Annotated in this window: 19 protein-coding genes; 13 read left to right on the forward strand and 6 right to left on the reverse strand. The window is 38.0% G+C overall.

The window, feature by feature from the left end:
• Nucleotides 1-6 precede the first annotated feature (6 nt).
• A complete protein-coding gene (locus EWM59_RS15075) occupies nucleotides 7-1,422 on the reverse strand; it encodes an aldehyde dehydrogenase family protein (RefSeq protein WP_130021989.1) in 1,416 nt (471 codons plus the stop codon).
• A 194-nt stretch (nucleotides 1,423-1,616) separates the two neighbouring features.
• Here EWM59_RS15075 and EWM59_RS15080 point away from each other — a divergent pair, with 194 nt between their 5' ends.
• Together EWM59_RS15080 and EWM59_RS15085 are read left to right on the forward strand one after the other, a co-directional pair.
• Nucleotides 1,617-2,672, forward strand: a complete 1,056-nt coding sequence (locus tag EWM59_RS15080; RefSeq protein WP_130021991.1) for a helix-turn-helix domain-containing protein — start codon at nucleotides 1,617-1,619, stop codon at nucleotides 2,670-2,672.
• 63 nt (nucleotides 2,673-2,735) lie between these two features.
• Entirely contained in the window at nucleotides 2,736-3,881 is a 1,146-nt protein-coding gene (locus tag EWM59_RS15085) for a methionine aminotransferase (protein ID WP_130021993.1), read from the forward strand.
• Nucleotides 3,882-3,936: 55 nt separating this feature from the next.
• On the opposite strand, the gene EWM59_RS15090 is transcribed toward EWM59_RS15085, so the two are convergent.
• Nucleotides 3,937-5,052 (reverse strand): AEC family transporter, encoded by a 1,116-nt coding sequence (locus EWM59_RS15090; RefSeq protein WP_130021995.1) that lies wholly within the window; start codon nucleotides 5,050-5,052, stop codon nucleotides 3,937-3,939.
• A 107-nt stretch (nucleotides 5,053-5,159) separates the two neighbouring features.
• Nucleotides 5,160-6,353: a pyridoxal phosphate-dependent aminotransferase gene (locus EWM59_RS15095; RefSeq protein ID WP_130021997.1), complete on the reverse strand. Its 1,194-nt coding sequence runs from the start codon at nucleotides 6,351-6,353 to the stop codon at nucleotides 5,160-5,162.
• A gap of 966 nt (nucleotides 6,354-7,319) precedes the next feature.
• Here EWM59_RS15095 and EWM59_RS15100 point away from each other — a divergent pair.
• The 3 genes from EWM59_RS15100 (at nucleotide 7,320) to EWM59_RS15110 (ending at nucleotide 12,574) form a co-directional block, all read left to right on the forward strand.
• On the forward strand, nucleotides 7,320-10,490 hold the full coding sequence (locus tag EWM59_RS15100) for a SusC/RagA family TonB-linked outer membrane protein (RefSeq protein WP_130021999.1): 3,171 nt from the start codon (nucleotides 7,320-7,322) through the stop codon (nucleotides 10,488-10,490).
• 36 nt (nucleotides 10,491-10,526) lie between these two features.
• Nucleotides 10,527-11,996 (forward strand): SusD/RagB family nutrient-binding outer membrane lipoprotein, encoded by a 1,470-nt coding sequence (locus EWM59_RS15105; protein ID WP_130022001.1) that lies wholly within the window; start codon nucleotides 10,527-10,529, stop codon nucleotides 11,994-11,996.
• A gap of 104 nt (nucleotides 11,997-12,100) precedes the next feature.
• The gene (locus EWM59_RS15110; RefSeq protein ID WP_130022003.1) at nucleotides 12,101-12,574 is read left to right on the forward strand and encodes a hypothetical protein; all 474 of its coding nucleotides are present in this window, start codon (nucleotides 12,101-12,103) and stop codon (nucleotides 12,572-12,574) included.
• Nucleotides 12,575-12,634: 60 nt separating this feature from the next.
• On the opposite strand, the gene EWM59_RS15115 is transcribed toward EWM59_RS15110, so the two are convergent.
• The 3 genes from EWM59_RS15115 to EWM59_RS15125 all read right to left on the reverse strand — a co-directional run bounded on the left by EWM59_RS15115 (nucleotide 12,635) and on the right by EWM59_RS15125 (nucleotide 14,961).
• Nucleotides 12,635-13,360, reverse strand: coding sequence for a hypothetical protein (locus tag EWM59_RS15115; RefSeq protein WP_130022005.1), 726 nt, complete (start codon nucleotides 13,358-13,360; stop codon nucleotides 12,635-12,637).
• Complete coding sequence (locus EWM59_RS15120; RefSeq protein ID WP_130022007.1) at nucleotides 13,326-14,426, reverse strand: AMP-binding protein; 1,101 nt, start codon at nucleotides 14,424-14,426, stop codon at nucleotides 13,326-13,328. The genes EWM59_RS15115 and EWM59_RS15120 overlap by 35 nt, the downstream gene beginning before the upstream one ends.
• Before the next feature lie 67 nt (nucleotides 14,427-14,493).
• Nucleotides 14,494-14,961 carry a QcrA and Rieske domain-containing protein gene (locus EWM59_RS15125; protein ID WP_130022009.1) on the reverse strand — a complete coding sequence of 156 codons (468 nt, stop codon included), beginning with the start codon at nucleotides 14,959-14,961 and terminating at the stop codon, nucleotides 14,494-14,496.
• Between the two features lie 356 nt (nucleotides 14,962-15,317).
• Here EWM59_RS15125 and EWM59_RS15130 point away from each other — a divergent pair, with 356 nt between their 5' ends.
• The 8 genes from EWM59_RS15130 to thrS all read left to right on the forward strand — a co-directional run bounded on the left by EWM59_RS15130 (nucleotide 15,318) and on the right by thrS (nucleotide 24,718).
• Nucleotides 15,318-15,788 (forward strand): DUF2452 domain-containing protein, encoded by a 471-nt coding sequence (locus tag EWM59_RS15130; RefSeq protein ID WP_130022011.1) that lies wholly within the window; start codon nucleotides 15,318-15,320, stop codon nucleotides 15,786-15,788.
• A gap of 97 nt (nucleotides 15,789-15,885) precedes the next feature.
• Nucleotides 15,886-16,701, forward strand: a complete 816-nt coding sequence (gene menB, locus EWM59_RS15135) for a 1,4-dihydroxy-2-naphthoyl-CoA synthase (protein ID WP_130022013.1) — start codon at nucleotides 15,886-15,888, stop codon at nucleotides 16,699-16,701.
• A gap of 78 nt (nucleotides 16,702-16,779) precedes the next feature.
• Entirely contained in the window at nucleotides 16,780-17,190 is a 411-nt protein-coding gene (locus EWM59_RS15140) for an EVE domain-containing protein (protein ID WP_130022015.1), read from the forward strand.
• Nucleotides 17,180-18,811, forward strand: a complete 1,632-nt coding sequence (locus EWM59_RS15145) for a hypothetical protein (protein ID WP_130022017.1) — start codon at nucleotides 17,180-17,182, stop codon at nucleotides 18,809-18,811. Before EWM59_RS15140 ends, EWM59_RS15145 begins: the two co-directional genes overlap by 11 nt.
• 67 nt (nucleotides 18,812-18,878) lie before the next feature.
• Entirely contained in the window at nucleotides 18,879-20,417 is a 1,539-nt protein-coding gene (locus EWM59_RS15150; protein WP_130022019.1) for a hypothetical protein, read from the forward strand.
• A 20-nt stretch (nucleotides 20,418-20,437) separates the two neighbouring features.
• Nucleotides 20,438-21,334 carry a class I SAM-dependent methyltransferase gene (locus tag EWM59_RS15155; RefSeq protein ID WP_130022021.1) on the forward strand — a complete coding sequence of 299 codons (897 nt, stop codon included), beginning with the start codon at nucleotides 20,438-20,440 and terminating at the stop codon, nucleotides 21,332-21,334.
• Between the two features lie 155 nt (nucleotides 21,335-21,489).
• Nucleotides 21,490-22,713 carry a tetratricopeptide repeat protein gene (locus EWM59_RS15160; RefSeq protein ID WP_130022023.1) on the forward strand — a complete coding sequence of 408 codons (1,224 nt, stop codon included), beginning with the start codon at nucleotides 21,490-21,492 and terminating at the stop codon, nucleotides 22,711-22,713.
• A gap of 55 nt (nucleotides 22,714-22,768) precedes the next feature.
• The gene (thrS, locus tag EWM59_RS15165) at nucleotides 22,769-24,718 is read left to right on the forward strand and encodes a threonine--tRNA ligase (RefSeq protein ID WP_130022025.1); all 1,950 of its coding nucleotides are present in this window, start codon (nucleotides 22,769-22,771) and stop codon (nucleotides 24,716-24,718) included.
• The last annotated feature ends 66 nt before the right edge of the window (nucleotides 24,719-24,784 follow it).

Consider the following 24,784-nt stretch of genomic DNA (forward strand, 5'->3'; position numbering starts at 1 on the left):
GTTTGGTTAAAGCCATTTAATGACCATATCAAGCATTTTCACTACCCGGTTAGTAGCAGGTGGATGAAACATGCTGAATGTAGAAAACTTATTCTCTACCACTGCTTTCTTATTAGAAAACTCTTCAAAGCCGTATTTGCCGAAAGACTTACCGATGCCAGAATTATTGACCCCACCGAAAGGCAGATTATTCTGTAAATAATGGATGGTCGTTTCATTAATTACTACTGCACCAGAAGAAGTGTTTTGCAGGATAAAATCAATATGACTTCTCTTCTTACTGAATATATATAAGGCCAATGGTTTTTCACTATTATTAATATAGGTACTTACTTCTTCCAGTTTATCAAAGGCTAATATCGGCAGAACAGGGCCAAAAATTTCTTCTTGCATGATTTGCATTTCTGCATTTACCTGACTAACTACCGTTGGCTCAATAAAGTTCTCAGCATCTATAGTATTTCCACCAATGGCTATTTTTGCTCCTTTCTCTACCGCATCATTAATCAATCCTTTTACTCTTTTATAATGCCTGTTATTCACTACTCTGCAATAATCCGGCGATTTTGATACATCACTGCCATACATTTTTTCAATATATTTTCCCATCTCTTCTAAAAACTGACTCGTTTTTGAGCGATGAATCAAAATATAATCAGGGGCTATACAGGTTTGCCCGTTATTCAGAAATTTCTCGGCGGCAATAGTCTGGGCGGCAAATTTAATATCGGCAGTTTCATCGACAATGGTCGGTGATTTCCCACCTAACTCTAAAGTTACAGAGGCCAGATGCCTGGCAGCCGCCTGCATCACCACTTTTCCTATAGCAGGGCTTCCCGTAAAAAAGATATGGTTAAAGGGCAGATTCAATAATAAAGTTGCCACCTTGGCATCACCTTCTACCACAGCCACTTCATTGGAAGGAAACAATTCATGAATCATTTCTGCTAATAATTTCGAAGCATGTGGAACAACCTCTGAAGGTTTAATAATCACTCCATTACCTGCTGCAATGGCTTGTAGCAATGGTTTTAAGGTAAGATTAAACGGATAATTCCACGGACTCATAATCAGGCAATTTCCTTTAGGCTCGTGTATAATTTTAGAGGTAGTACCAAGCATTTTCAAAGGCGTTTCTACGCTCTCGGCTCGCATCCACTGGTCTAAATGCTTTATTATATACTTTGCCTCGCTTACTACAGGCATTACTTCGCTGACTTTTACCTCAAACAGACTTTTCTGATAATCTGCCTGTAAAGCCTCGGCCATACGCTCCTGATTATCAAGCACCCAGTTCATAATTTTCCGTATTTTAGCAATCCGCTCTTTTGAAGTGGTAGCTGCAAGATTTAACAGATTTTTCTTCTGAAGTTGAAACAAAGTTTCTATATCCGTTTCAGCACTGGTGGGTATATGAGTCATGAATTGCCTTAGTTAAATGCGAGATGTACAAAATTCAAAAAAAACGCCTAATTATACAAAAATCTTTCAACAAGAAAACAATTTGGTGAATTATTAAAATTTTTAGATATTCGGGGAGTGTTTATGCTTTCAATCTCTGCTAAAGAGACTAATAATCTGTAAATTGTTCCACTTATAACAAGAAATGAGCTCGGATGTCATTAATAAGTAATAATCTGAAATATCTTCGTCGTATCAATGGTCTGACTCAAGATCAGTTTGCCCGTCGTATCGGTACCAAAAGAGCCAATGTGGGGGCCTATGAAGAGGCAAGGGCGGTGCCTCCTGTAGATACACTTAAAATTATTGCCAATACGTTTGGCATTAGTGTAGATGATTTTGTAAAAAAAGATATACGAAAACTAAGAGAAACCCCAGATCTTACTTTTGGATTTGAGGCCAAACCAACCTACAGCGATGATGCCCCCGAACCTGACGACCCATTCGATTTTCCACCATCTATTGGAAATCTGATGCAGGAATTTTTAGGTAATGAAACGCCAGCACAGGAAAAAAATACGGAAATGATTGCCCAGAAGGTTATGCTCAAACCAAACGACAAAATGCAATTTGAGCCAGAACCTATGCCCGTAAAGCCATTACCAAACCCCAATCAGGTAAAAGAATATTTTGAACCAGTACCAAAATTTATTCCAGACAATCAGCCTTATAAACCACAGCCTCAGGTAGAATACACAGAACCTGCACCAAAGTATATACAAGAAAATCAAAGCATCAAAAACGCCATTCAGATTGTTCGGCGATTTCAGTACAACGATTACCTCATGAAAAACAAGGAGTTGAGTTTTCTGAAAACGCTGACAGAATTTCATCTGCCTACTTTACCAGCAGGAGAATACCGTGCTTTTGAGGCAACAGAGGATTTTGCTTTTGAAGGCGCTTTATTGATTGGTACCCTGATAAAGAACTGGTATGATATTGCCGATAGCAAAAATTATGTACTGGTAACCAAGCCACAAGGCATTATCTACCGCCGAGTATATAATCAGGTAAAAATTAAAGGTACTTTATTACTGAGTTCTGACAATCACCGATTCCCAAGTACTGAAATTTCTATCAATGATGTGCTTGAAACCTGGGAAATAAAAGCTTTTTTAAGTTATGTTCTTCCAGAGCCAAGCGCCAGTTTTGATAAACTGAATCATTTGGTGGGTGAAATGAAATTCGAATTAGACCGATTGAAAAAATAACCACTTATACATTACTCTCATCATTTCCTGTCTGCCATAGTTTAATGGCTGACATTTAACCCAATGACCATTACATCTAAACAGCCGAATGTTGGTACTACCATCTTCACAGTGATGTCTCAGTTAGCCGCTGAAACCGGGGCATTCAATCTTTCACAGGGGTTCCCAAATTACAATTGCTCTCCAAAGCTCATAGAATTAGTGAATCATTACATGCAAAAGGGTATGAATCAATATGCACCAATGGCTGGTATTATGCCCTTGCGTGAAATATTAGCCCAGAAAACTGCCGATTTATATCATATCCATTATCATCCGAATGATGAGATAACTATTGTTTCTGGTTGCACCGAAGCCATATATGCAACCATGGCGGCAATTCTGCACAAAGGCGATGAAGTAATTGTTTTTGAACCCGCCTATGATAGTTACGTACCATCTATAGAGTTGAATGGCGGCAAACCAGTATTTGTAACACTTACCGCCGAAAATGATTTCAGTATTGACTGGTCGGTGGTAAAAAGCAAGATTACTAAGCACACCAAAGCTATCATGCTAACCACTCCACATAACCCAACCGGAAAATGTCTGACACAAGAAGATTTAGCTCAATTAGCTGAGGTAGTTAGAGACACAGATATTTTGATTGTTTCTGACGAAGTATATGAACATATTATTTTTGATAACAGATTACATTTATCTCCTGCCTCCCACCCTGAATTAAAGCAAAGAACCTTTTTATGTGGGTCGTTCGGCAAAACTTTTCATACTACCGGATGGAAATTAGGGTATTGTTTAGCACCCGTAGAATTAACGGCTGAGTTCAGAAAAACGCATCAATGGATAACTTTTGCTTCACCAACGCCTATGCAATATGCCTTTGCCGATTTTATGAAAGAACCCGACAATTATTTATCTGTCCGCAATTTTTATGAAGAGAAGCGGAATAAATTTATCAATTGGCTGAAAGGTTCAAGATTTACCCTGACACCAGCCGAGGGTAGCTTTTTTCAGATGGTATCTTATAACCAGATAACAGACGAATCAGATTATGAATTGGCAGTAAGATGGACGAAAGAAATCGGGGTAGCTTCTATACCTATCTCAGTGTTTTATCATGAAAAATATGATAATAAAATTCTTCGATTCTGCTTTGCCAAAGATGATGAAATGCTTGAAAAAGCCGCTGAAAGACTTTGCAGGCTATAAATAAAAGAGGAAGCCTCAAAAGCTTCCTCTAACTGATGTCAAACCAAATAATATTTTAAGCTTCTATTTTTTCAACCTGTGTTTTTGAAACTCTTACAATTGCTTTTCCTAAATACCTTGGCACAAAACTGATAGCAATCAGGCCAAGCCCGGTCATTAGAAGCGTTTCTGTATGCGCAAAAAATGTCCCTGCGGTTAATATACCCATCACTAAAATAGTAGAGAAAGGCAATGAAAAAGCTAATACCAAGACGGCGAACTCAATATTAAATGTTCTTTTCTCCTTAGGAATATGGCTATTTTCTTCTTTCAGGGCAATAGCTGACATATGAGCAAAAGGCCAGAAACTACAAGAACTCAATGGTACCACCACGGCCAATAACACAAGCGTTGGGGACGAAATCTGAAAAACAGTAATAATTAACACGCTGAAAAGTATGGTAATACCTGCTCTGAAAAGCAGAATCGAACTCACCAGTCTGATTTTTCCTTCTTTCAGTTGTACTGCCAGGCCAATGTAAATTAATACCATCGGAGTCATTAGCGCACTTGTACGGTTAAAAATTTCTGAAACAACAGGAGGTAAATCATCAAAACTGATTCCAAAACTTAAAAATGCAATAGCCAGTAACATCACAATGTTAATCGGCTCTTTCACAAGGCTAAGTAATAAACTTTTTATTTTTCCTTCTTCTTTTACTTCGTTTGCTTTGTTGTTTTTAAGATACATATTCATGGCAACGAAATACAGAAAATTCAAGGCAAAAAATTTATTTCCCACATCTGCCATTGCAGCTTTCGCTAAAGATTCTTTTCCAAGAAACTCATGAATAAACGGGAAACTTGACAAACCCGGTGCCAATGATGGCATCAGCATGGTAAGTGTCCGCCCGATAGAACTATCAGTTTCTATTTTAAAAAGAGTCAGAATGTAAGGCATTGACAGATAAATAAAGAAATTAAATGCCAATGTGATGAGTGGATAAATTATTAACGTTGAATCTATTTTTACTCCCATCAAGGCTACGAAAACCGTAGAAGGAAGCGCTACTGAAAGAATCATTTCTTTTATTCCATTCAGTTCTGTCTTACTCTTGAATTTCGACCTTAACGCCAATCCAATCACAATAAGTAACAGGAGTATAAATGTTTTTTGAAGTGCTACTGCCATAAGAAATTGTAGATTTAGGAAAATATTTTCCTGTGATGTTCGGATAAGAGTCATTCAAGAGCTTCTTATCCAAACATCAATGAATAATATAAAAATCTGAAGTATGCTTAGCTGATTTCTTCTAAAGCCTTAACGAAGAGTTTCATTTCATCCATAGTTCCCATGCTTACTCTACACCATGTTTTCTTTTGAATGTCGAAAGTTCTTACACCAATACCTTTAGCATACATTTTACCCAGAAAATCTTTACCGTCCATCGCAATCGGGAAAATAACGAAGTTGGTATAAGATGGAATGTATTTATAATTCATACGGTCAAGATTCGAATATAGATACGCTTTAGTCTCAGAGTTCAGTTTCTTGGTCATTGTCTGAAACTCCATGTCTTCGATACTTGCCGAGGCTGCTAAAACAGAAGTATAAGAAATACCCATACCACCACGGGTAATATTCTGTATTTTGTCTAAGAAAGATGGCAAAGCAGCAATATAACCTACACGCAAACCTGCCATACCCATGATTTTAGAGAAAGTACGGGCAATGATTACATTTTTATTTTGTCCTAAAAGAGACACCATACTTTGTGTTCCTGTTCCTTCTGCCAGTTCGAGGTAGGCTTCATCAATAAAAACAGGCACTTTTTCTGATACTCGTGAGCAGAAATCTAATAATTCTTTACCAGAGGTAATACTACCGGTCGGGTTATTCGGATTACAGATATACACTAATTTTGTATCGGCATCAATGGCAGCTTCCATCGCTGGCAAATCATGCGACCAGTCACTTTTACAAGGAACAGCCTTCCATTTGGCACCTACAGATTTTGCTACACTCACCAACGACATATAGCAAGGATCAGCTGAAACAATGTTACCTCCGTGCATAAATTGCACAAGTGCTACTTTCTCTAATAAATCAGATGAACCAGGTCCCATCATGATATGATTAGGCGTTACACCAGGCCCTTCTTTTTTTACGATTTTACCTACTAAATCACTTAATTCTTTCCAGGCATAACGGTTACCTAAAACTACTGAATCAACTACTGCCTGTTTTGCACTGGCTGGTGGGCCATATGGGTTTTCATTTGCATTTAAACGTGCCTTTAATTTAGTTACATCAGGTGGATTACTGATGAAGTGTTCGCGCATTAAAGGGGTATAATATAATCTGTTCTTGCTGTCTAATTGAACAGGTGTATTCGGAAATGCACCCATACTTAATTGAGGGGCTAATACCATTCCACCAAGTGTCATCAAGCCTGATTTTAAGAGATTGCGTCTGTCAATGTTCTGATTCATTTTCTTCAAGTGTTTAAAGAGTATAAAATTGTTTAGCTTTAATAACTCTGAGTTAAGATAAGTTATGGTTATTTAAACAGACAGTAGTAATTTGTAACTGAACTGATAAATTCAGAAGATTCGGCTTGCTGAAACTATTGAAATATTCCTGAAGTATTTCAATGAGAATTTAAAAATTGTAGAAATTATTATTTCTGACAAAAGTAGTATAATACAACAAATTGTCAAAGTTTAATTGAATAAAATTTCAACTTATTTTTTATATGTTTTTAATTTTTCAACGAAAATACAATTATTTTCAAACATATAAATCCAATATTTTTCATTTTTTATTAATTTTATATCAAAAATCACACTTCATATAAATTTTACAAAAATATTTATTAATTACATAAAATTTCAAAATATTGCACATATTCAAGTTATTATTTAATATTTTAAACTATTTTTAATGTATTATTAAATTTTCTTTAAAATAATTTGCAAGTAATTTTTACAACCTATTATATTGCAGTAGAAATTATTAGAAAAGTACAATAACACTTCATCAGAAACTCCTTTCCGACCGCAAAAGCCGAGTATCTGGTTCCTATAACAAATCAAAACTTCTCATAAGCGAAGTTGCGGGGCTGATAGTCTATACAGATTAACGACTATTAGCAATTGCTGAATACCATTAAATATATTCAGAATAAATCAAAAACAGAGTTCATCATTTATTTACATGCCGTTTTCGGCCTGTACAAGAATGTATTTGCCTTATAAAATCAATAAACTAAACTAAATATCTAAACCTTAAAGATTAAGAAGAGACAGGCTTGCACCTCTCTTGCTGACGTGGCTCCCGACTTCAATCATATCTCGAAGCTGAGCGGTCGGAATTTCGGGTAATTGATTGAGTCGGACAGCTTCGTACGTCTCACGCTCCTATTGTTTTATTAAACCTTTACAAACTCCTTAACACTTATGAAAAGACACTTATACTTTCTGACAGTTATATTGCTTCTCCCCTTGGTTATTCTGGCTCAGGACAAAGTTCTGACGGGGGTAGTAAGCTCGGTTGAAGAGGGGACTTTGCCGGGGGTTTCAATTGCCTTAAAGGGAACAGCCATAGGAACCCTGACAGATGCCAACGGAAAATTCTCAATTAAAGTACCTGCCTCAGGCGGTATTTTAGTTTTTAGCGCCATTGGTTTTACGACATTAGAAGAAAAAATTGACAACCGTTCCAGTTTCGAAATTTCGCTCGTTGCCGATGCCAAAACATTAAACGAAGTGGTGGTAACCGCCTTGGGTATTTCTCGTGAGAAAAAATCTTTAGGATTCTCACAGCAGGAAGTAAAAGGCGACAATCTCGTGGAAGCACGCTCTACCAATGTAGTAAACTCATTGGCTGGTCGTATTGCAGGGGTAAGAATCAGCAGTAATGGTGGCCCTGGTAGTGGCTCTACCATACAAATTCGTGGTTCGTCATCAGTTTCAGGCAACAATCAGCCTTTGATTGTATTAGATGGTGTACCGCTTCAACAACAATATGATAAACAATTCGGTGGTGGTATTTCGGAAATAAACCCCGACAATATTAAAGATATATCGGTTTTGAAAGGGCCAAACGCCGCCGCCCTCTACGGGTCAAGAGCAGCCAATGGGGTTATCCTGATAACCTCCAAAGATGGTTCAGGCTCAAAAGGTTTAGGGATAGAATACAACGGAAACTTTACAGCAGAACGCCCATTGGTAAAACCTGATTTCCAGAATACGTATGGCGGTGGAAACGGTTATACAACCTGGTATTCAGATGGCTGGAGTGGTACCATTCAACCAGATGCCTATGACCAGTATAAAGCTGCTTACGGTTTTGTAAATCCGGGCAGAACTACCGGAACAGATGGAACTGATGAAAGCTGGGGCGCACCTATGGATGGACGTCTGGTGCGTCAATGGTTTTCGGGAAAAGATGTTGCGCCATTAACACCGCAACCTAATAACTGGAATGAATTCTGGGAAACAGGTACTTCTTTTACCAATCATATTGCCCTATCAGGTGCGAACGAGAAAGGAAACTTCCGTTTGGCGTATGACAGATTAGACCAGAAAGGTATTGCATTTGCCAATGGTTTTGAAAGAAGTAATTTCAAAGTTAATTCTAACTATAACCTGACTAAATATCTTTCAGCTACCGTATCCGGTGAATACATCAAATCGGGTGGTAACCGTACTTATCAGAATGGTGATACGTTTATCTGGTCGCACAGACATGTGTCATGGGACCAATTGGCCAATTATGAAGATTACAGAGGTGTTCACATTCAGAGAGCAGTAGCAGGCAAATTGCCCGACACAGACCCACCTAACTGGCAACATACCTATTTTACGAACCCTTATTATACCAATAAGTATTTACCCAATAAAAATGATAAAGATCGCTTAGTTGGAAATATCGCCATCAATGCCAAAATTCTACCTTATCTTAAAGTAATGCTTCGTTCGGGTACCGATATGTGGACCGATACAAGAATTAACATTGCCAATTTCGAGAGAGTACGTAACGGAAACAGAACACCGGGTACTTATTCAGAAGAAGTACTTCGCCGTCAGGAAAGTAACCATGATTTCTTACTAAGTTTCGATAAAAATTTTGGTAAAAACTTCTCATTGGTTGCACAGGCAGGTGGAGCGCTCAGAACCAATTATTATAAAAGAAATTTTACTAACGTGGGCGAATTAGTAGTTGATGGCGTTTATAACCTGTCTAACTCTAATCCAAGCCAGAACTCGGTAGCCAGCCGCATTGAAAAAACCAATGTACAAAGTTTGTATGGTTCAGTTCAGTTTGGTTACCTCAATGCCCTTTTCTTAGATGTTACTGCAAGAAACGATTGGTCGAGCACATTGCCTTCTAATGCACGTTCTTATTTTTACCCATCTGTTTCGGCAAGTGCTGTTATTACAGATTTAATAAATATTCCTAAGAATATCTTATCATTCGGTAAAGTAAGAGCCAGTCTCGCACAGGTTGGAAACGATGCTGACCCTTATCAGTTAGCGCAAACTTTCCGTGCCAGCGGTTCATGGAACGGCTCAATTCCTGAGTATTATGAGAACATCACCATCTCGAACTCAACCCTGAAACCTGAAATTACGACTGGAATTGAATTGGGGCTTGACCTTCGTTTCTTTAAAAACAAAGTTGGCTTAGACTTTACTTATTACGACCAGACTACCAAAAACCAGATTTTAGGAGTAGAAATCTCTAAAGCCAGCGGTTACGACAAACGTATTTTGAATGCAGGGCAAATTAATAATAAAGGCGTTGAAATTACCCTTTCAGGCACACCTTTCGAAACTATGTCAGGTTTTAAATGGGATGTGGCGCTTAACTTTGCCAGAAACCGAAATCTGGTAGTTGAATTAGCTGAAGGTCTAACAACCTATACTTTGCAAGAGCGCAGAGGCTTGATTTCGATAGCGCAAGTGGGTCAGCCTTATGGCTCGCTGTATGGTATCGGATTCAAACATGCACCAGACGGACAATTGGTCTATGTAGATGGTTTACCTGTGGTGGAAACCACTCCAAGAGTATTGGGTAATATTCAACCAGACTGGACCGGAGGAATGTCAAATACGTTTACATATAAGCGTTTAAGTCTTTCATTCCTGATTGATGTGAAAAAAGGCGGAGATTTCTTCGATGAAGGAACAGGTACTGCCCGTTGGACTGGTCAATATGCTGAAACCGGAATTGGTCGTGAGGAAGGAGTTATTGGTAAAGGTGTAAAAAACATCGGAACTGCTGATAATCCTCAATACGTGCCTAATGATGTAATTGTGGCAGGAAACCAGTTCTATGGATATAATAACCCAAGAAGATACCACGAAGCAGCTATTTTTGATGGTAGCTACATTAAGCTTCGTGAGATTTCATTCGGTATCCGTTTACCTGAATCAATGCTGAGAAAAGTAAGAATCCAGAATGCAAAACTTTCATTAGTAGGTAGAAACCTGGCAATTCTGTTCAAGAACGCTCCACACATCGATCCTGAAGTTGACCGTTTTGGCGGTAATTCTCAAGGTTTTGCTTATGGAGAGTTGCCATCATCAAGAAGCCTTGGATTCAACTTATCTTTAGGATTCTAAACCGCTAACGTAGTTTGTACTTAAACCTGAAAATTTATGAAATCATATAAAATATTAGTCTCAATAGCAGTTGCCATGAGCCTTTCTTTGAATTCGTGTACAGAAGAATTCGACGAAATGAACACAGACCCCAATAACCCGACGAGTATAAGCCCGCAATACCTGTTGCCTTATGCCATAGAAAAATCGGTAGATAGATATTGGGGAAGTAATATCAGATTTGAGCGTTTGAATTTGGATGGGGCTATGCTCTGGATTCAATATTTGTCAAGAAATATTTATTCAAACGAAGGCGATAATTATGGAATCACGCCAACGTTTTATAATAATACCTGGAAATCATTCTTCAACGACGGATTGGTCAACTTCCAGAGTATTATTAAACAAGCAGGCCCTGAAAGCAAAACACCAAACGCTAATTACGAAGGAGCTGCCATTGTGATGCGTAGCTGGGTATTCTCGGTACTAACAGACCTTTATGGTGCTATTCCTTATTCTCAGGCATTAAAAGGAACTGATGCTACGCCTATCTATGTGCCGGAATATGACTCGATGGATAAAGTGTATGCAGGGTTATTGAATGACCTGAAAATTGCCAACGAAAAACTGAGCGTTACAGGTCCGGCTATTTCAGGGGATATTCTCTATGATGGTAATATTCTGAAATGGAAAAAATTTGCCAATTCATTAAGACTTCGTTTGGCTAACCGTCAGGCCGCCAAGAAGTCGGCAGAATCTAAAGCCATTATGGCCGAGATTTTAGGTGATGCAGTAAAATTTCCCATCTTTACCAGCAATGATGACAATGCACTTCTGAAAAACACAGCTACTCGCCCAAGTAATAATGAGTGGCATGAAGTAATGGTAATGGGTAGCCGTACCGACTGGAGCATGAGCAAAACCTTTGTTGATAAACTCACCGGATTAGGAGATACTCGTTTGTCGGTATTTGCCAATATGAACGGAGCCGGAAAATATGAAGGCATTCCGAACGGCTTACCTGATGCCATTGCTACCACTTACCTGAGTTCGGCTTCTACACTTGGTAGTTTTTTCACCCAGGCCAATACACCAAGCGTGATTATGACTTACAGTGAGTTGCTGTTGATTTTAGCCGAGGCAGCTATTGATGGCGATATTACTGCAGATGCTAATGATTTGATGAAAAAAGGTATTCAGGCCTCTTACGACCAGTATAAGGTAACAGTTCCTGCCAATTATTTTGAAACAGTTGGTACGGCCACAAAAGAGAAAATTCTTGACCAGAAATGGATTACCTTATTTGGTAATGCCGTAGAAGCCTGGACAGAATACCGTCGCACCGGATTTCCTGTATTACCTGCCAAAGACCCAAGAGCTGTTTTTGAGAACGAAGGTGTATTACCTACCCGTTTGCCTTATCCGACTACCGAATATTCACTGAACAAAACCAGTCTGGACAAAGGAATTACCCTGAACGGTGGTGCAGATAACATGCGAACCAAACTATGGTGGGCTGAAAAATAGTGTCCGACGTAGCTTGCTTTCACTATCTGAAACAGGTTTTCAATGAATTAATCATCAAAAAATGGCGGATTAAATAACCATTTGACAATTAAAACTTTAAGAAAATGAAAAAGACCGCATATATATTTTATTTAGGGCTTATTCTGTTGGCAACAGCCTGCGAAAAGAAAGACCCTTTTGTGGATAGAGTAGTTTCTCCTTTACTATTTCTGGTAATAGACGATAACGGAGTTGCTTCCTCAGGCCTGACAACTGAACCAACTGTAAGCGCCAAAATTTCAAAAGGTGTAACCTTTACCATTAAACTGGTTGAGTTAGATAAGACCAATATTTTAGACAATACCAAAGGCATAGATTCTATTGCAGTAAAGGCTTTACCAATAGCTTTATCTTTCAGAAATGGAGCTAAGATTGGTGACTTAACAACTAATGACCAGGGAATAGCAGTTTTGACAAAGTCATGGGTAGAGTTGGGTATAACTGAACCTAAAGCGGGAACTACTCTTCTGTTGAGTTGGACGGGTACTTATAAAGATGTAAAGTTTACAAAAAATACCCGTATTCAAGGAGCGAATTAATAATCATAGGTTGAATAGATAATGTTTAAACTCATCTCAAACTTTAGAGATGAGTTTTTTTTATAACTTAAAAAGTTTTTGAATTTTATAAGGCTCAATCAGTAATGATTTGCCCACTTCATACCAATATCCATCGCCGATATTTACAAAGGTTCCCTTATGCAATGGCTTTTGGTTGAAAGCTACATCCATAACAAATTCTCCTGAAAAAGTATTTTTCAGAATAAAGTTAAGTTCATCCCACGGCAGTTCTGATGTTTTTCTGCCTTGGTTATTCAAATTTCTTGTAATTTCTACTTTTCTTTCAACAAACGATGCCTTAATAATTGTTTCCTTTATCTCTCCTGATTGATTTTTATAGAAAATTAAATGGAGAGGCAACTCTCTTTGCGCTTTTTCGAAAACAGCTTGCTGTATTTCTTCCAGCAAATAAGAAAATTTTTCTGCATTAGATGGATAAAACGATTGCTGCTCGAAATCAAGTTGCCAGAAGTTCTGATGTGGCTCTAAGTCTTTTATTTTTAAAGGCTTGGCCGATTTAAGATTGCCATATAAAATATCTTTCCATACATTTGGTAAAGTCCCTTTCCAGCTAAAGTCGTCATTACCCGAAAAACCTTCATCCAAAATTTCCTCTTCGGTAAGAAGGTTTCTGTCCAGATAAGTCAATTCAAAAGAAAGAGCTAATTCTTTATTTTGTTCAATTTCCCCCGAAAGCTCAATGGCATGCGCAAAGGGCGGTGGAATATTTTCAGAGGTTTGGTATTTGAGGGAGAACGTAGGCATTGACGGTTTTAATTTTATCGATTTTCCCGGTTGGGGTTTCAATCATTTTTTCAACAAAAAATACTTCTTTGGGAATCTCAAACTTAGGCAATTTTTCCGAGAAAATTATTCCTAAATCATTTCCGTTTGAAAGTGGCTTTTTACTTTCTACTACCAGAATCAGTTTTTGACCTAATTTATTATCAGGAACACCATAGGCAAAAAATCTTCCTTTAAATTTAATCTTCGCCAGCACCTCCTCTCCTATGTGTTCAACCTTTTCCAATTGAATTTTTACCCCTCCACTGTTTATAATATTATCAAAGCGGCCAATCAGTTTAAATCTGCGCTCATCTATCAGTTCTACAATATCATTGCTCACAATCCACTCATTATTAGTAGTTTTAGATTTAATCTTTAGACAATCCCGCTCATCCTGTGCAATTTCAATACCTTCCAAAACTGTAAAAAAGTTCTCCTGTTCCGAGCCGTTTACTCTTTTTATGGCAATATGCGTCAGGGTTTCTGTCATACCATAGGTAGCATATACAGGCGCATGAATTTTTTGTAGCTGTTGGTGCAATGACTCACTGATGCCAGCTCCTCCGATAAGAATATTTCTAGCAGCATTTAAAGTATCCAGAAACTTGTCCGACTCTTCCAGCAGGGTTTGCACCTGTAGGGGAACAAAGGCAAAAAAGTTTTTCCCACGATTAGAATTTAGTAGATACAAATGTTTTTCGACACCAGTAAAAGGGCTTGAACTGGGTTCAACAATCATCATGTCCATGCCTATTTCAAATGCCCTCACAAGCATCATCATTCCAGCAATATAATCTACACTCAGGCAGCAAAATGCCGTATCACCTTCATGTAAATCAAATGTCTTGGCTGTAAGATAAGCTGATTCTATGAGTTGCAGCCTCGTAAATGTCTGGGACTTAGGAATACCAGTTGAACCTGAAGTATGAATAGTAAAACTTTGCTGTCCTGAATCCCACGCTTCTTTAAATTTCAATACTTTTTTATAATAGATATTATCGGGAGAAGTATTGATAAGCGTTCCATCTTTTTCTAAAAATATCATGGTAGCAGTAATAAAAAACCCTTCTTAACTGCATTAAGAAGGGTTGAGTTAAGATTATGCTGCAAATTTACTCAAAAATGCGCACAGTATTATTGGTTAAATCTGAAGAAACTGAATATTTCTTCAAAGCCGTAGTTGCAGGGCCTTTCTGTACGCTCCCATCTGCTTTAAATTCTGACTGATGATTGGGGCAAAGAAAATCGTTGGTTGAGGCTCGGTAATCAATAGTAGCCGACTCATGTGTGCAGATAGAACTCACCGCAATAAAAGTATCTGTATTGGTATGAGCCACAATAATATTCTGCGGTTTTACAACTACAAACCCACCTTTATTTTTTAAGGTGTTGTAGGTAGAGCTATTCAGATCTAAAGTAAAATCTACTTTATCCGAATTACCATTCGGGTCAGGGTCAGGTATTTCTCCTCCACCGCAAGATTGCAGGCAGTTCATCAACATAATAGCTCCAAAACTTATGCCTACTTGTTTCATAAATTCTTTTCTGTCAATTGTTTTACTGTCTGTAGCAGGAGTCATATTATTTTTTCTAAGGTTTAAATGAATGTACGATAGCAGTTTTAGAATGGTTTTTATATCATTTAAGACGTAAGATTTCCATGAAAGGTCGCAAAAGAAGCAATCAAAAAGTAATAAAATCTAAATTTTAACCACATATTAGATATATAATCTAATTTATATTAACTTTACTTTGTGTATTATCTAAATTGATTTACTTTTGCCGAAATAAACAGTTATAATCGTGTATCATTAAAACTTCAAAATACCCATTTTGGTTTTATTAAATCATATTATGTTCTGGAAAAATAGAGTAAAGAATCATTATTTTTTAAATATTTAGTACGGAAACAAAGTTTTCAAAATAAATTTGCATCATGGAAAAGAATCCGATAGACAAAATTAAAGTAGCCGAAAACCCGGGCATAATGGAATATGCCCATACTGCGGGTGGAGCTGTGATTCGTCCGGAAGATATTGGAAAAGTAAAAGGGAAAGCGCAATTGGCCATGCGTCAGCAAACCAATGAGCAGTTGAGCAAGATTTACAGGCAAATGGAACTGTTAGCTCAACAGGCTAAAGAAATAAAAAACAGGATTGATATTTCAGAAAGAATTTATGATGCCGCCATCGGATTTGAACCAATTATTAATCATACGTATTATTTATATGAGAAGAAAGATGGTTCAGATATTCTGTCAATGGTAGCTCCGGCTGAGTGGGGACGTTCTTTTCCTTTCAATCAATTTTTAGCACGTGTTTTTCTATTAGCCGACCATACCTGGAAAGTGGAATTTTTTCAGGAAGATAATCGGGCTGACACCATTGATTTAGATGAATTAGACTAATGGTCAGTTAGGTTCATCATTTTACTTTTACAATCCATAGTTTTACTAATTATACCAATTATCTAATATTTTTTACTAATTATATTTCTGCCTGTATATGATTAACTGGGAAACAATAAAAGAGTACGAAGACATCAAGTTCAGTTACTTTGAGGGAATAGCCAAAATCAGTATTAATCGTCCTGAAAAACACAACGCCTTCCGTCCGCAGACGGTAAAAGAAATGATAGATGCGATGGCATTTTGTCGGGAAGAGCCCTCAATTGAAGTAATTATTCTTACAGGAGAAGGTGGCAAGGCTTTTTGTAGTGGTGGAGACCAGTCTGTGCGTGGGCATGGGGGTTATATCGGCGACGACCATATTCCAAGGCTGAATGTGCTTGACTTGCAAAGAATGATACGTTCTATTCCTAAAGTTGTTATAGCGTCGGTTGCAGGTTGGGCTATTGGCGGAGGCCATGTATTACACGTGGTATGTGATTTGACTATTGCTGCTGAAAATGCACGTTTCGGACAAACAGGCCCTAAAGTAGGCAGCTTCGATGGTGGTTTTGGTGCCAGCTATCTGGCTCGCATTGTAGGCCAGAAAAAAGCCCGTGAAATCTGGTATTTATGCGACCAGTATAACGCACAGGAGGCTTTAGATATGGGCCTCGTAAACAAAGTAGTGCCATTAGAGCAACTGGAAGAAGTAACAGTGGAATGGTGTAAAAAAATACAGGAAAAATCTCCGCTGGCAGTCAGAATGTTGAAATCATCGTTTAATGCTGAATTAGATGGTCAGGCCGGAATTCAGGAGTTAGCAGGTAATGCCACTTTGCTTTACTATTTGTCTGATGAAGCTAAAGAAGGCTTCCGTTCTTTCCTGGAAAAACGCAAACCTGATTTTAAAAAATTCCCTAAGTTTCCATAACTTGATTAAGAATTTAGCCCCATTTACTGGGGCTTTTTTGATTATAAATTTCCAAACATTTAAATACTATCGAATAAAATGAACTATTGGCTTGTAAAATCAGAACCATTCAAATATTCTTGGGATGATTTCGTTAATCAAGGCGTAGGGATGTGGGACGGTGTGCGAAATTATGCTGCACGCAATAATCTGGCAGCTATGAAACTCGATGATCTAGTGCTTTTTTACCACTCAAATGAAGGACTTGAGGTAGTTGGAATTGCCAGAGTTGTGAAAGAATGTTATCCAGACCCGACCTGTGAAGACCCACGCTGGGTAGTTGTCGATTTATCCCCAGTCGAAAAACTTCCTAAAGGGGTTACGCTACAAGCAATTAAAACAGATGAAAGACTACAAGACATGGCCTTAATCCGCCTTTCCCGACTTTCAGTACAACCAGTAAAAAAAGAAGAGTTCGACATAATTGTCGCTAAAAGTTATGAACAGTAATCAGACATATGAGCATTCAAAGACCAATCGTACACAAGTAACCATCGCTGTTGTAAAGTCGTGTATATTGGCATGCGTAACGTTTCTTTTAACCTTAACTGCTACCCAGGCTCAGAGCGTTAAACGCATAGAAATACCAACCAACGGAGAAGATAACAAGTATCAGGTAATCACTTTGGGTGATGAAGGTTTGCTGATTTTATCAAAAACATCAAAGAAAACTTTCAACATAACCAAGTTTGACACCGAATTGCAACAATCATGGTCGGTAAACGGCGATTTGGAGGAAAATCAGTCTTATGTTGACTATTACCGAGATGGCCGTGATGTGTATTTTCTTTTCAGTAAATTTAATAGCGACCTATACCAGATTATTAAAATATCGACAGGCATAGGCATTATGCAGAAATTCTTCTTCGAAAATATCTCAAGGTTTGAAGTGTCAGAATTTAAGGTACACAATGATTACGCCTATCTCGCCGGAATGGTAAAAGAAGAACCTGTACTGATGAGCGTAAATCTTCAGAAACTTCAACCCCGGATTCTGGCCGGAGGATTAAAAGGAACAGCCAGTATTTCTTCTATTGATTTTGATGATGAGAACAATTTACTGGTAGTTTCTTATTCTGTTAAGAAAGGTCGTTCGAGTTATATGGCTGTAAAACGAATCAACCAGAATGGCAAAATAGTAGAACAACTTACGGTTGAACCCGAAGACGATTACGGTCTTTTAACAGGTAAATTGTTTTCGTTAAATGATGGTACTCAACTGATGATTGGTAATTTCGGCTATAGAGGTTATCAGTCAAACGGTGTGCCTATGTCGCAGGGTTTGTATATTAGTAAAGTTGATGAAGAGAATCCTGAATACCTGAAACTCCATAGTTTTACTGAATTCAGAAACTTTTTCAAATTTATGTCTCAGAAACAACAGGACAGAATAGAAAAACAGATTTCGAAAAAGAAAGATAAAGGAAGCGACCTGCGACTGAATTACCGGGTATTGGTTCATGATATTATCCAGAAAGACAATCAGTATATTTTAGTGGCTGAAGTTTTCTACCCTGAATTCAGAAACAACAATAATTTTTATGGTTCAGGTATGTACGGGAGTCCGTTTTATAGTCCTTATGGCTTTAATACCATGAATTATTATCGGTATTATGGACTCAATTCATGGGCCTGGAATCCGTGGTTATGGTCTGGTAGCAGAGGGTTTAACAACCAGCAATTTGATGGTTTTAAATATACCCATGCTGTAGTAGCGGCATTCGACCAGAAAGGCAATCTGATTTGGGATAACAGCTTTAGCTTCGACAATGTGAAAAGTCAGGAACTGAAAGAAAAGGTAAAGATTAAATTAGATAACAACGATATTACGCTTGTTTATAGCAATAAAGGCAAATTAGCCAGTAAAATTGTAAGAGGCAACGAAGTGATAGAAGGAAACAAAGTAATTGAAGTAAGCAGTAATCAGGAGGGCGATAAAATCAGGGATACAGCTACTGATGACCTCGAATTCTGGCATCAGAATTATTATCTGGCATGGGGGTATCAGAGAATAGCCAATAAAAATGGAGGCTCCAGAAAAGTATTTTATCTGAATAAAATTGCTTTTTAGTAAATGGCTATTGCTAAATAATTGGTTAAAAATATTTCAATTAATCACTCAATAACCTCAATTATTGATGAGAAAGGCATTCGTTATTATTTTTTTATTGAGTTGTGTCAAGGTTTCTGCGCAAGTGCTGAAAACGGTAGAATTTGAAATTAATGGCCGTCCCACCTGGCAGCAGTTGATTCCGTTAGGCAAAGACGGAATTATTCTGTTTGCCAAAAAGGATATTACCAAGGCTGTGGCAGTAAAGTTTGATGCCGATTTAAAAAAAGTGTGGGAATCAGAAATATTTCTTGATGTAGAAAAGAAACCCTCTTCTTATACCATTGATAAAGACCACATTACCTTTATGTTCAGCGAAACCAAAGGAATGTATTATCAGGTTTTCAGTATCTCGTTGAAAGATGGAAAGTTTAATAATAATGGATTTGAGTTGAGAGAGTTTTTTCAGGACCAGGATTATGTCTTTTTCAAAAACCGGATTTTAATGGCTGGGGTAAACGAAAAAGGAGCAACTTTTTATAATTATAATTTTGATGCAGATTTAGGCGAATTCATTACGGCCGAACTCATAGGTAAAGCACAGGTTCAGTACTTTAATTATGATGCACCGAAAAATATCATTGAGAGCCTCTGGGCTATAAAAGAATCAGCCTATGCCAACCAGAAGAAAAAGAAAGGAGAGTTTATCAAAGATGCGTATGTGGTGTATGCTAAATACGATACCACCGGAAAGCTGATTATAAAGAATACCATTGCTTCAAATGCAGGTAACTTTCCTTTAACGGCTACTTTAACCGAGATTAGCCCAACTACTAAGTTTATCTCGGGTACCTACCAGTCAAATTCAGGGGCAAAGGGAATGTATATCTCAAAACTAGAAGACGGAAAAACCACCACTACCAAATTTTATGATTACCGTCAATTATTGAAAGGCATCCCTCCTATTGATGATGTCACAGTTAAGAAACTCATTGATAACTTTGTTTTATTACCTGTTAAGCCGGTTTTCGGTCATAATATTCTCACCATAGGTGGCACTTTTTTTCAGGCAAACTTTCAGACAGTTACTACCAGTACCCCTTATTACAATGGGTATGACCCCTACCCGAGTTACGGACGATACAGTAATTCAAACTACAATTATCCACGTACACAATCGAAACAGGTCTTTAAAGGTTATAATTACCTGAATGGATTTATTGCTAATTTTGACCTCGAAGGAAACCTGATTAATCAGCACAGAATTGATATGAATCTCATTTCTCCACAAGTAGAAGAAGCATTGTCCATTTCTGAAGATAAATCTACCGCAGTTTGTATCAAAGGGGCTTTAACGGTCAGCAACTTGTCCGAATTTGCAAGGCCAGCTACTTACCGACTTTCAGAAGAGCAAATAGATGTAAAAAACATACAATTTGTACCAAGTTATCATGGTGTGCGAAATTGGTACGGAAATTATTTTATTGCTGACGGAAGTCGTATTAAATTTGAGGCAATAAAAGATCTGGATGCTCCGAAAGAAAAACCTACAAAGCGTAAAAAAGGGCAACAATCACTTCCTCAAACAAATATCAAAAAAATCATTTATTTGAGTAAGGTTCAGTAATCCATTTAAATGTACTTACCTTGTATCAGCTTCTACAGCCCAAAATATCCGGTTACGAATTAATAGATTCGGGCAATTTTGAAAAATTAGAACGTTTCGGCGATTATATACTGGCTCGACCGGAACCACAGGCCGTTTGGGATAAATCTTTAAGCGAAGATGAATGGCAAAAACGTGCTTCAGCTATTTTCAGAAAAACCAAAGGAAAAGACCAGTTAAGCCCCGATGAGAGAGGCGAATGGCATAACCTGAAAAAAATGCCTGAAAAATGGTATATGAACTATGAACAGGTTGGCCGGAAATATAAATTCAAACTCTCCCTTTCTTCTTTCAAACACGTAGGCATTTTCCCCGAACAAGCAGAAAACTGGCAATATATTGAAGCCAAACTACAAAAAATTGGTGTCCCTGCCCCAAAAGTATTGAACCTCTTTGCATATACGGGTGGCGCTTCTATTGTAGCCAAAGGCAATGGGGCTGATGTTACGCATGTTGACTCTATTAAACAAACTATTTCGTGGGCAAGAGAGAACATGGAAATCAGTCAGTTAACTGATATTCGCTGGGTGGTTGAAGATGCCTTGAAGTTTGTTAAAAGAGAAGTAAAAAGAGGTAAAAAATACAATGGAATTATACTTGACCCGCCAGCCTATGGCAGAGGACCCGACGGTGAAAAATGGATTCTGGAAGAAGGAATTAACGAATTAATTAAAGGATGCCTACAACTGATTGACGATAAAAACTTCTTTTTTATATTAAATCTCTATTCGATGGGTTTCTCGGCAGTAATTGCAGAAACCATTATTAAGCAGAATTACCCTTCAATTACAAACGCTGAAATGGGTGAACTGGTATTGCAGGATTCTTTTCAGAAACGCTTACCTTTAGGAGTTTTCTACCGTTTTGCTTCATTTTAATAAAACCTTCAATCAAATATACAGAATAAGCGATTTATCGTGCTAAACCACAGCAAATAAACCTCTATATTCTTGGCAAAGGTTTTTATTGTTAGAAAATTTTCAGATTTTTGTGAAAAATTCCGGAATATACCATAGAGTATATCATTGAAATAATGCAAAAAAGGTTAAACATATATTTTTTAGTAATTGTAGCTGCATTGCTTGCTGCCTGTGGACAGGGGAATCGTGACCGTTCAAAGATTCCGCCGTCTCCTTTTCAGGTTGAAAGTGTTATGAATACTGCTGCAGTTGATGCCCTGACAGATGCTATCAGAAGTAACCCGAGCGTGGCTGAAAACTACTTTAAAAGAGCCAGTGTATTTCTGAAAATCGGTAATACCGAAAGAGCCCTTGAAGACATTAACCGAGCAGACCAGTTAAAACAGAATACAGGCAAATATTTGTTCGTAAAGGCTTTGATATTAAGAAAAATGAAAAGGTATAACGATGCTTTTTCGTTTGCACAAAGTGCTGAAATATTGAATATAGATACCCCTGAATTATATACTCTGTTAGGCGACTTGTCGCAGCAAAAAAATGACCTTGCTTCAGCAGAGAAATATCTTGCAAAATCTTTACAGATTGCTCCATATGATGGTGAAACCTATTTTTATAAGGGAACTTTAGCGGCCAGAAAAGGAGATACCCTTACAGCCATCGCATTGATGAATCAGTCGATAGAAATGAAGCCATCATTCAGAGAGGGTTATACAAAATTAACCGAAGTTTTGCAGAATTACCGCATGTATGATTCTGCTTTGGTAGTTAATAAGTCGGCTATGGTTCAGTTTCCAGACAATCCCGATTTCATGGTAGAGCGTGGTTTGGTTTTCTTTAAAGCTGGTCGTTTAGATAGTGCTTTGGCTAATTACGAAAAGGTAACAGTTGTAGATTCTAAAAGGACTGACGTATTGCTTTATTCAGCTGCTATTTATTACCGTTGGAAAAGCTACTTAAAAGCCCTTGAGAATTACGAAAAAGTGCTTGACATCAATGAAGATACGCCAAAGGTTAATTACCTGATTGGCTTAACTCAGGAGCAATTAGGGAATATGGAAGCCGCCGAAGAAGCACTGAAAGAAGCAGTTGAGAAAAATCCGAATGATGAGCAGGCAATCATCGCCTTAAACAGAGTATCAGGTCGTGTAAATGCCGGAATGCCTAATTACACCCCTACATCGGTTCCTGTCAGAAAACCTGCAAAACCTGCTCCAAAACCTGTGGTAGTTGAAGAACCTAAAAAACTTTTAGATACTTCACGTTTGAGAATCAATATTATTAAACCCAAGGAAAAAGTAAATGTTAAAACAGATTCTTCAAAAAGAATCAGGTTCTGATTGAACCATATCATAGCCATTATTGATTATTAATATATACAGTACAACCAGATTTATGATTAAAATTACATTACCGGACGGAAGCGTAAGAGAATATCCAAAAGGAAGCTCAAGTTATGATGTCGCCCTATCTATCAGCGAAGGGTTGGCAAGGAATGTATTGGCAGCTAAAGTGAACGGAAAAGTTCAGGATGCCAATTTACCTATTGAAGAAGACTCAACCTTGCAACTTTTGACCTGGAATGACACGGACGGTAAATCTACATTCTGGCACTCTTCTGCTCACTTAATGGCAGAAGCCCTTGAATCATTGTATCCGGGTGTAAAATTCTGGGTTGGTCCTCCCCTCGAAAATGGTTTCTATTATGATGTTGATACCAATGGGGTGGCTATTTCAAACGATGATTTTAAAAAAATAGAAGATAAAATGCTGGAACTGGCTCGTCAGAAAAACGAGTACCAACGTATTCCTATGTCGAAGGCCGATGCCATTCAATATTTTGAAGAAAAAGGTGATGAATATAAGTTAGACTTATTGTCGGGTTTAGAAGATGGTTCAATCACTTTCTATCGCCAGGGCAATTTTACTGATTTGTGTCGTGGGCCGCACATTCTCAACACAGGTTTTATCAAAGCTGCCAAGATTATGAATGTGGCAGGTGCTTACTTCAAAGGCGACCAGAACAACAAAATGCTTACCCGCATTTATGGGGTTACCTTCCCTAAACAAAAAGAATTAGACGATTACCTGCAATTTTTAGAAGAAGCCAAACGCCGTGACCATCGTAAATTGGGTCAGGAATTAGAATTATTTACTTTCTCTGAAAAAGTAGGCAAAGGCTTACCATTATGGTTGCCTAAAGGGGCTATGTTGAGAGAAAGATTAGAGAATTTCTTACGCAGAGCACAAGTAAAAGCAGGTTATCAGCAGGTAGTTACGCCACATATCGGGGGCAAACAATTGTATATTACCTCAGGTCATTGGGAAAAATATGGTAAAGATTCATTCCAGCCCATTACAACACCGGAAGAGGGCGAAGAGTTTATGCTGAAACCCATGAACTGCCCTCATCACTGCGAAATATATAAAGCACGCCCGAGAAGTTATCGTGAATTACCTTTGCGTCTGGCAGAGTTCGGGACTGTGTATCGCTACGAGCAAAGTGGAGAGCTTCATGGTTTAACCCGTGTGCGAGGCTTTACACAAGATGATGCACACATTTTCTGTCGTGAAGACCAGGTAGAGGAAGAGTTCAAGAAAGTGATTGATTTGGTATTATATGTATTCCGAGCTTTAGGATTCGAGAATTTCTCAGCACAGGTATCACTCAGAGACCCTGAGAACAAAACCAAGTATTTTGGTACAGATGAAGCATGGGATAGTGCAGAAAACGCTATTCGTAAAGCAGCAGCCGAAAAAGGATTGCAAACCGTTGAAGAATTAGGTGAAGCAGCTTTCTATGGCCCTAAACTTGATTTTATGGTAAAAGATGCCTTAGGTAGAAGATGGCAGTTGGGAACCATTCAGGTCGATTACCAGTTACCACAAAGATTTGACCTCGAATATGTTGGTTCTGATAACCAGAAACACCGCCCGGTAATGATTCACCGTGCGCCATTTGGTTCATTAGAGCGTTTCATTGCCATTCTGATTGAAAATACAGCAGGTAATTTTCCATTGTGGTTATCGCCCGACCAGATTGCTATTTTACCGATTTCTGAAAAATATGAAGACTATGCCAATGATGTGTTCCTGACTTTACAAGAGCATGATATCAGAGGATATGTTGACCATAGAGACGAAAAAATCGGTCGTAAAATACGTGATGCAGAGGTTAATAAATTACCTTTAATGCTGATTGTCGGAGAAAAAGAGGCCGAAGAAGGCAAAGTGTCTGTACGCCGAAAAGGTGAGGGAGATTTAGGCGCTATGAGTATCGAAGAGTTTATTGCTTATGCCAAAACCGAAATAAATAAAAATATCCCTCAGTTTGGTCAAAAATAGTGTTAATTACATTTTAATCATAAAAACAAACAATCCCTAACAAAAAATCGTTTAAAACGATAATAT

The organism is Emticicia agri, assembly GCF_004168285.1.
In the GTDB taxonomy this organism is placed as follows: Bacteria; Bacteroidota; Bacteroidia; order Cytophagales; family Spirosomataceae; genus Emticicia; species Emticicia agri.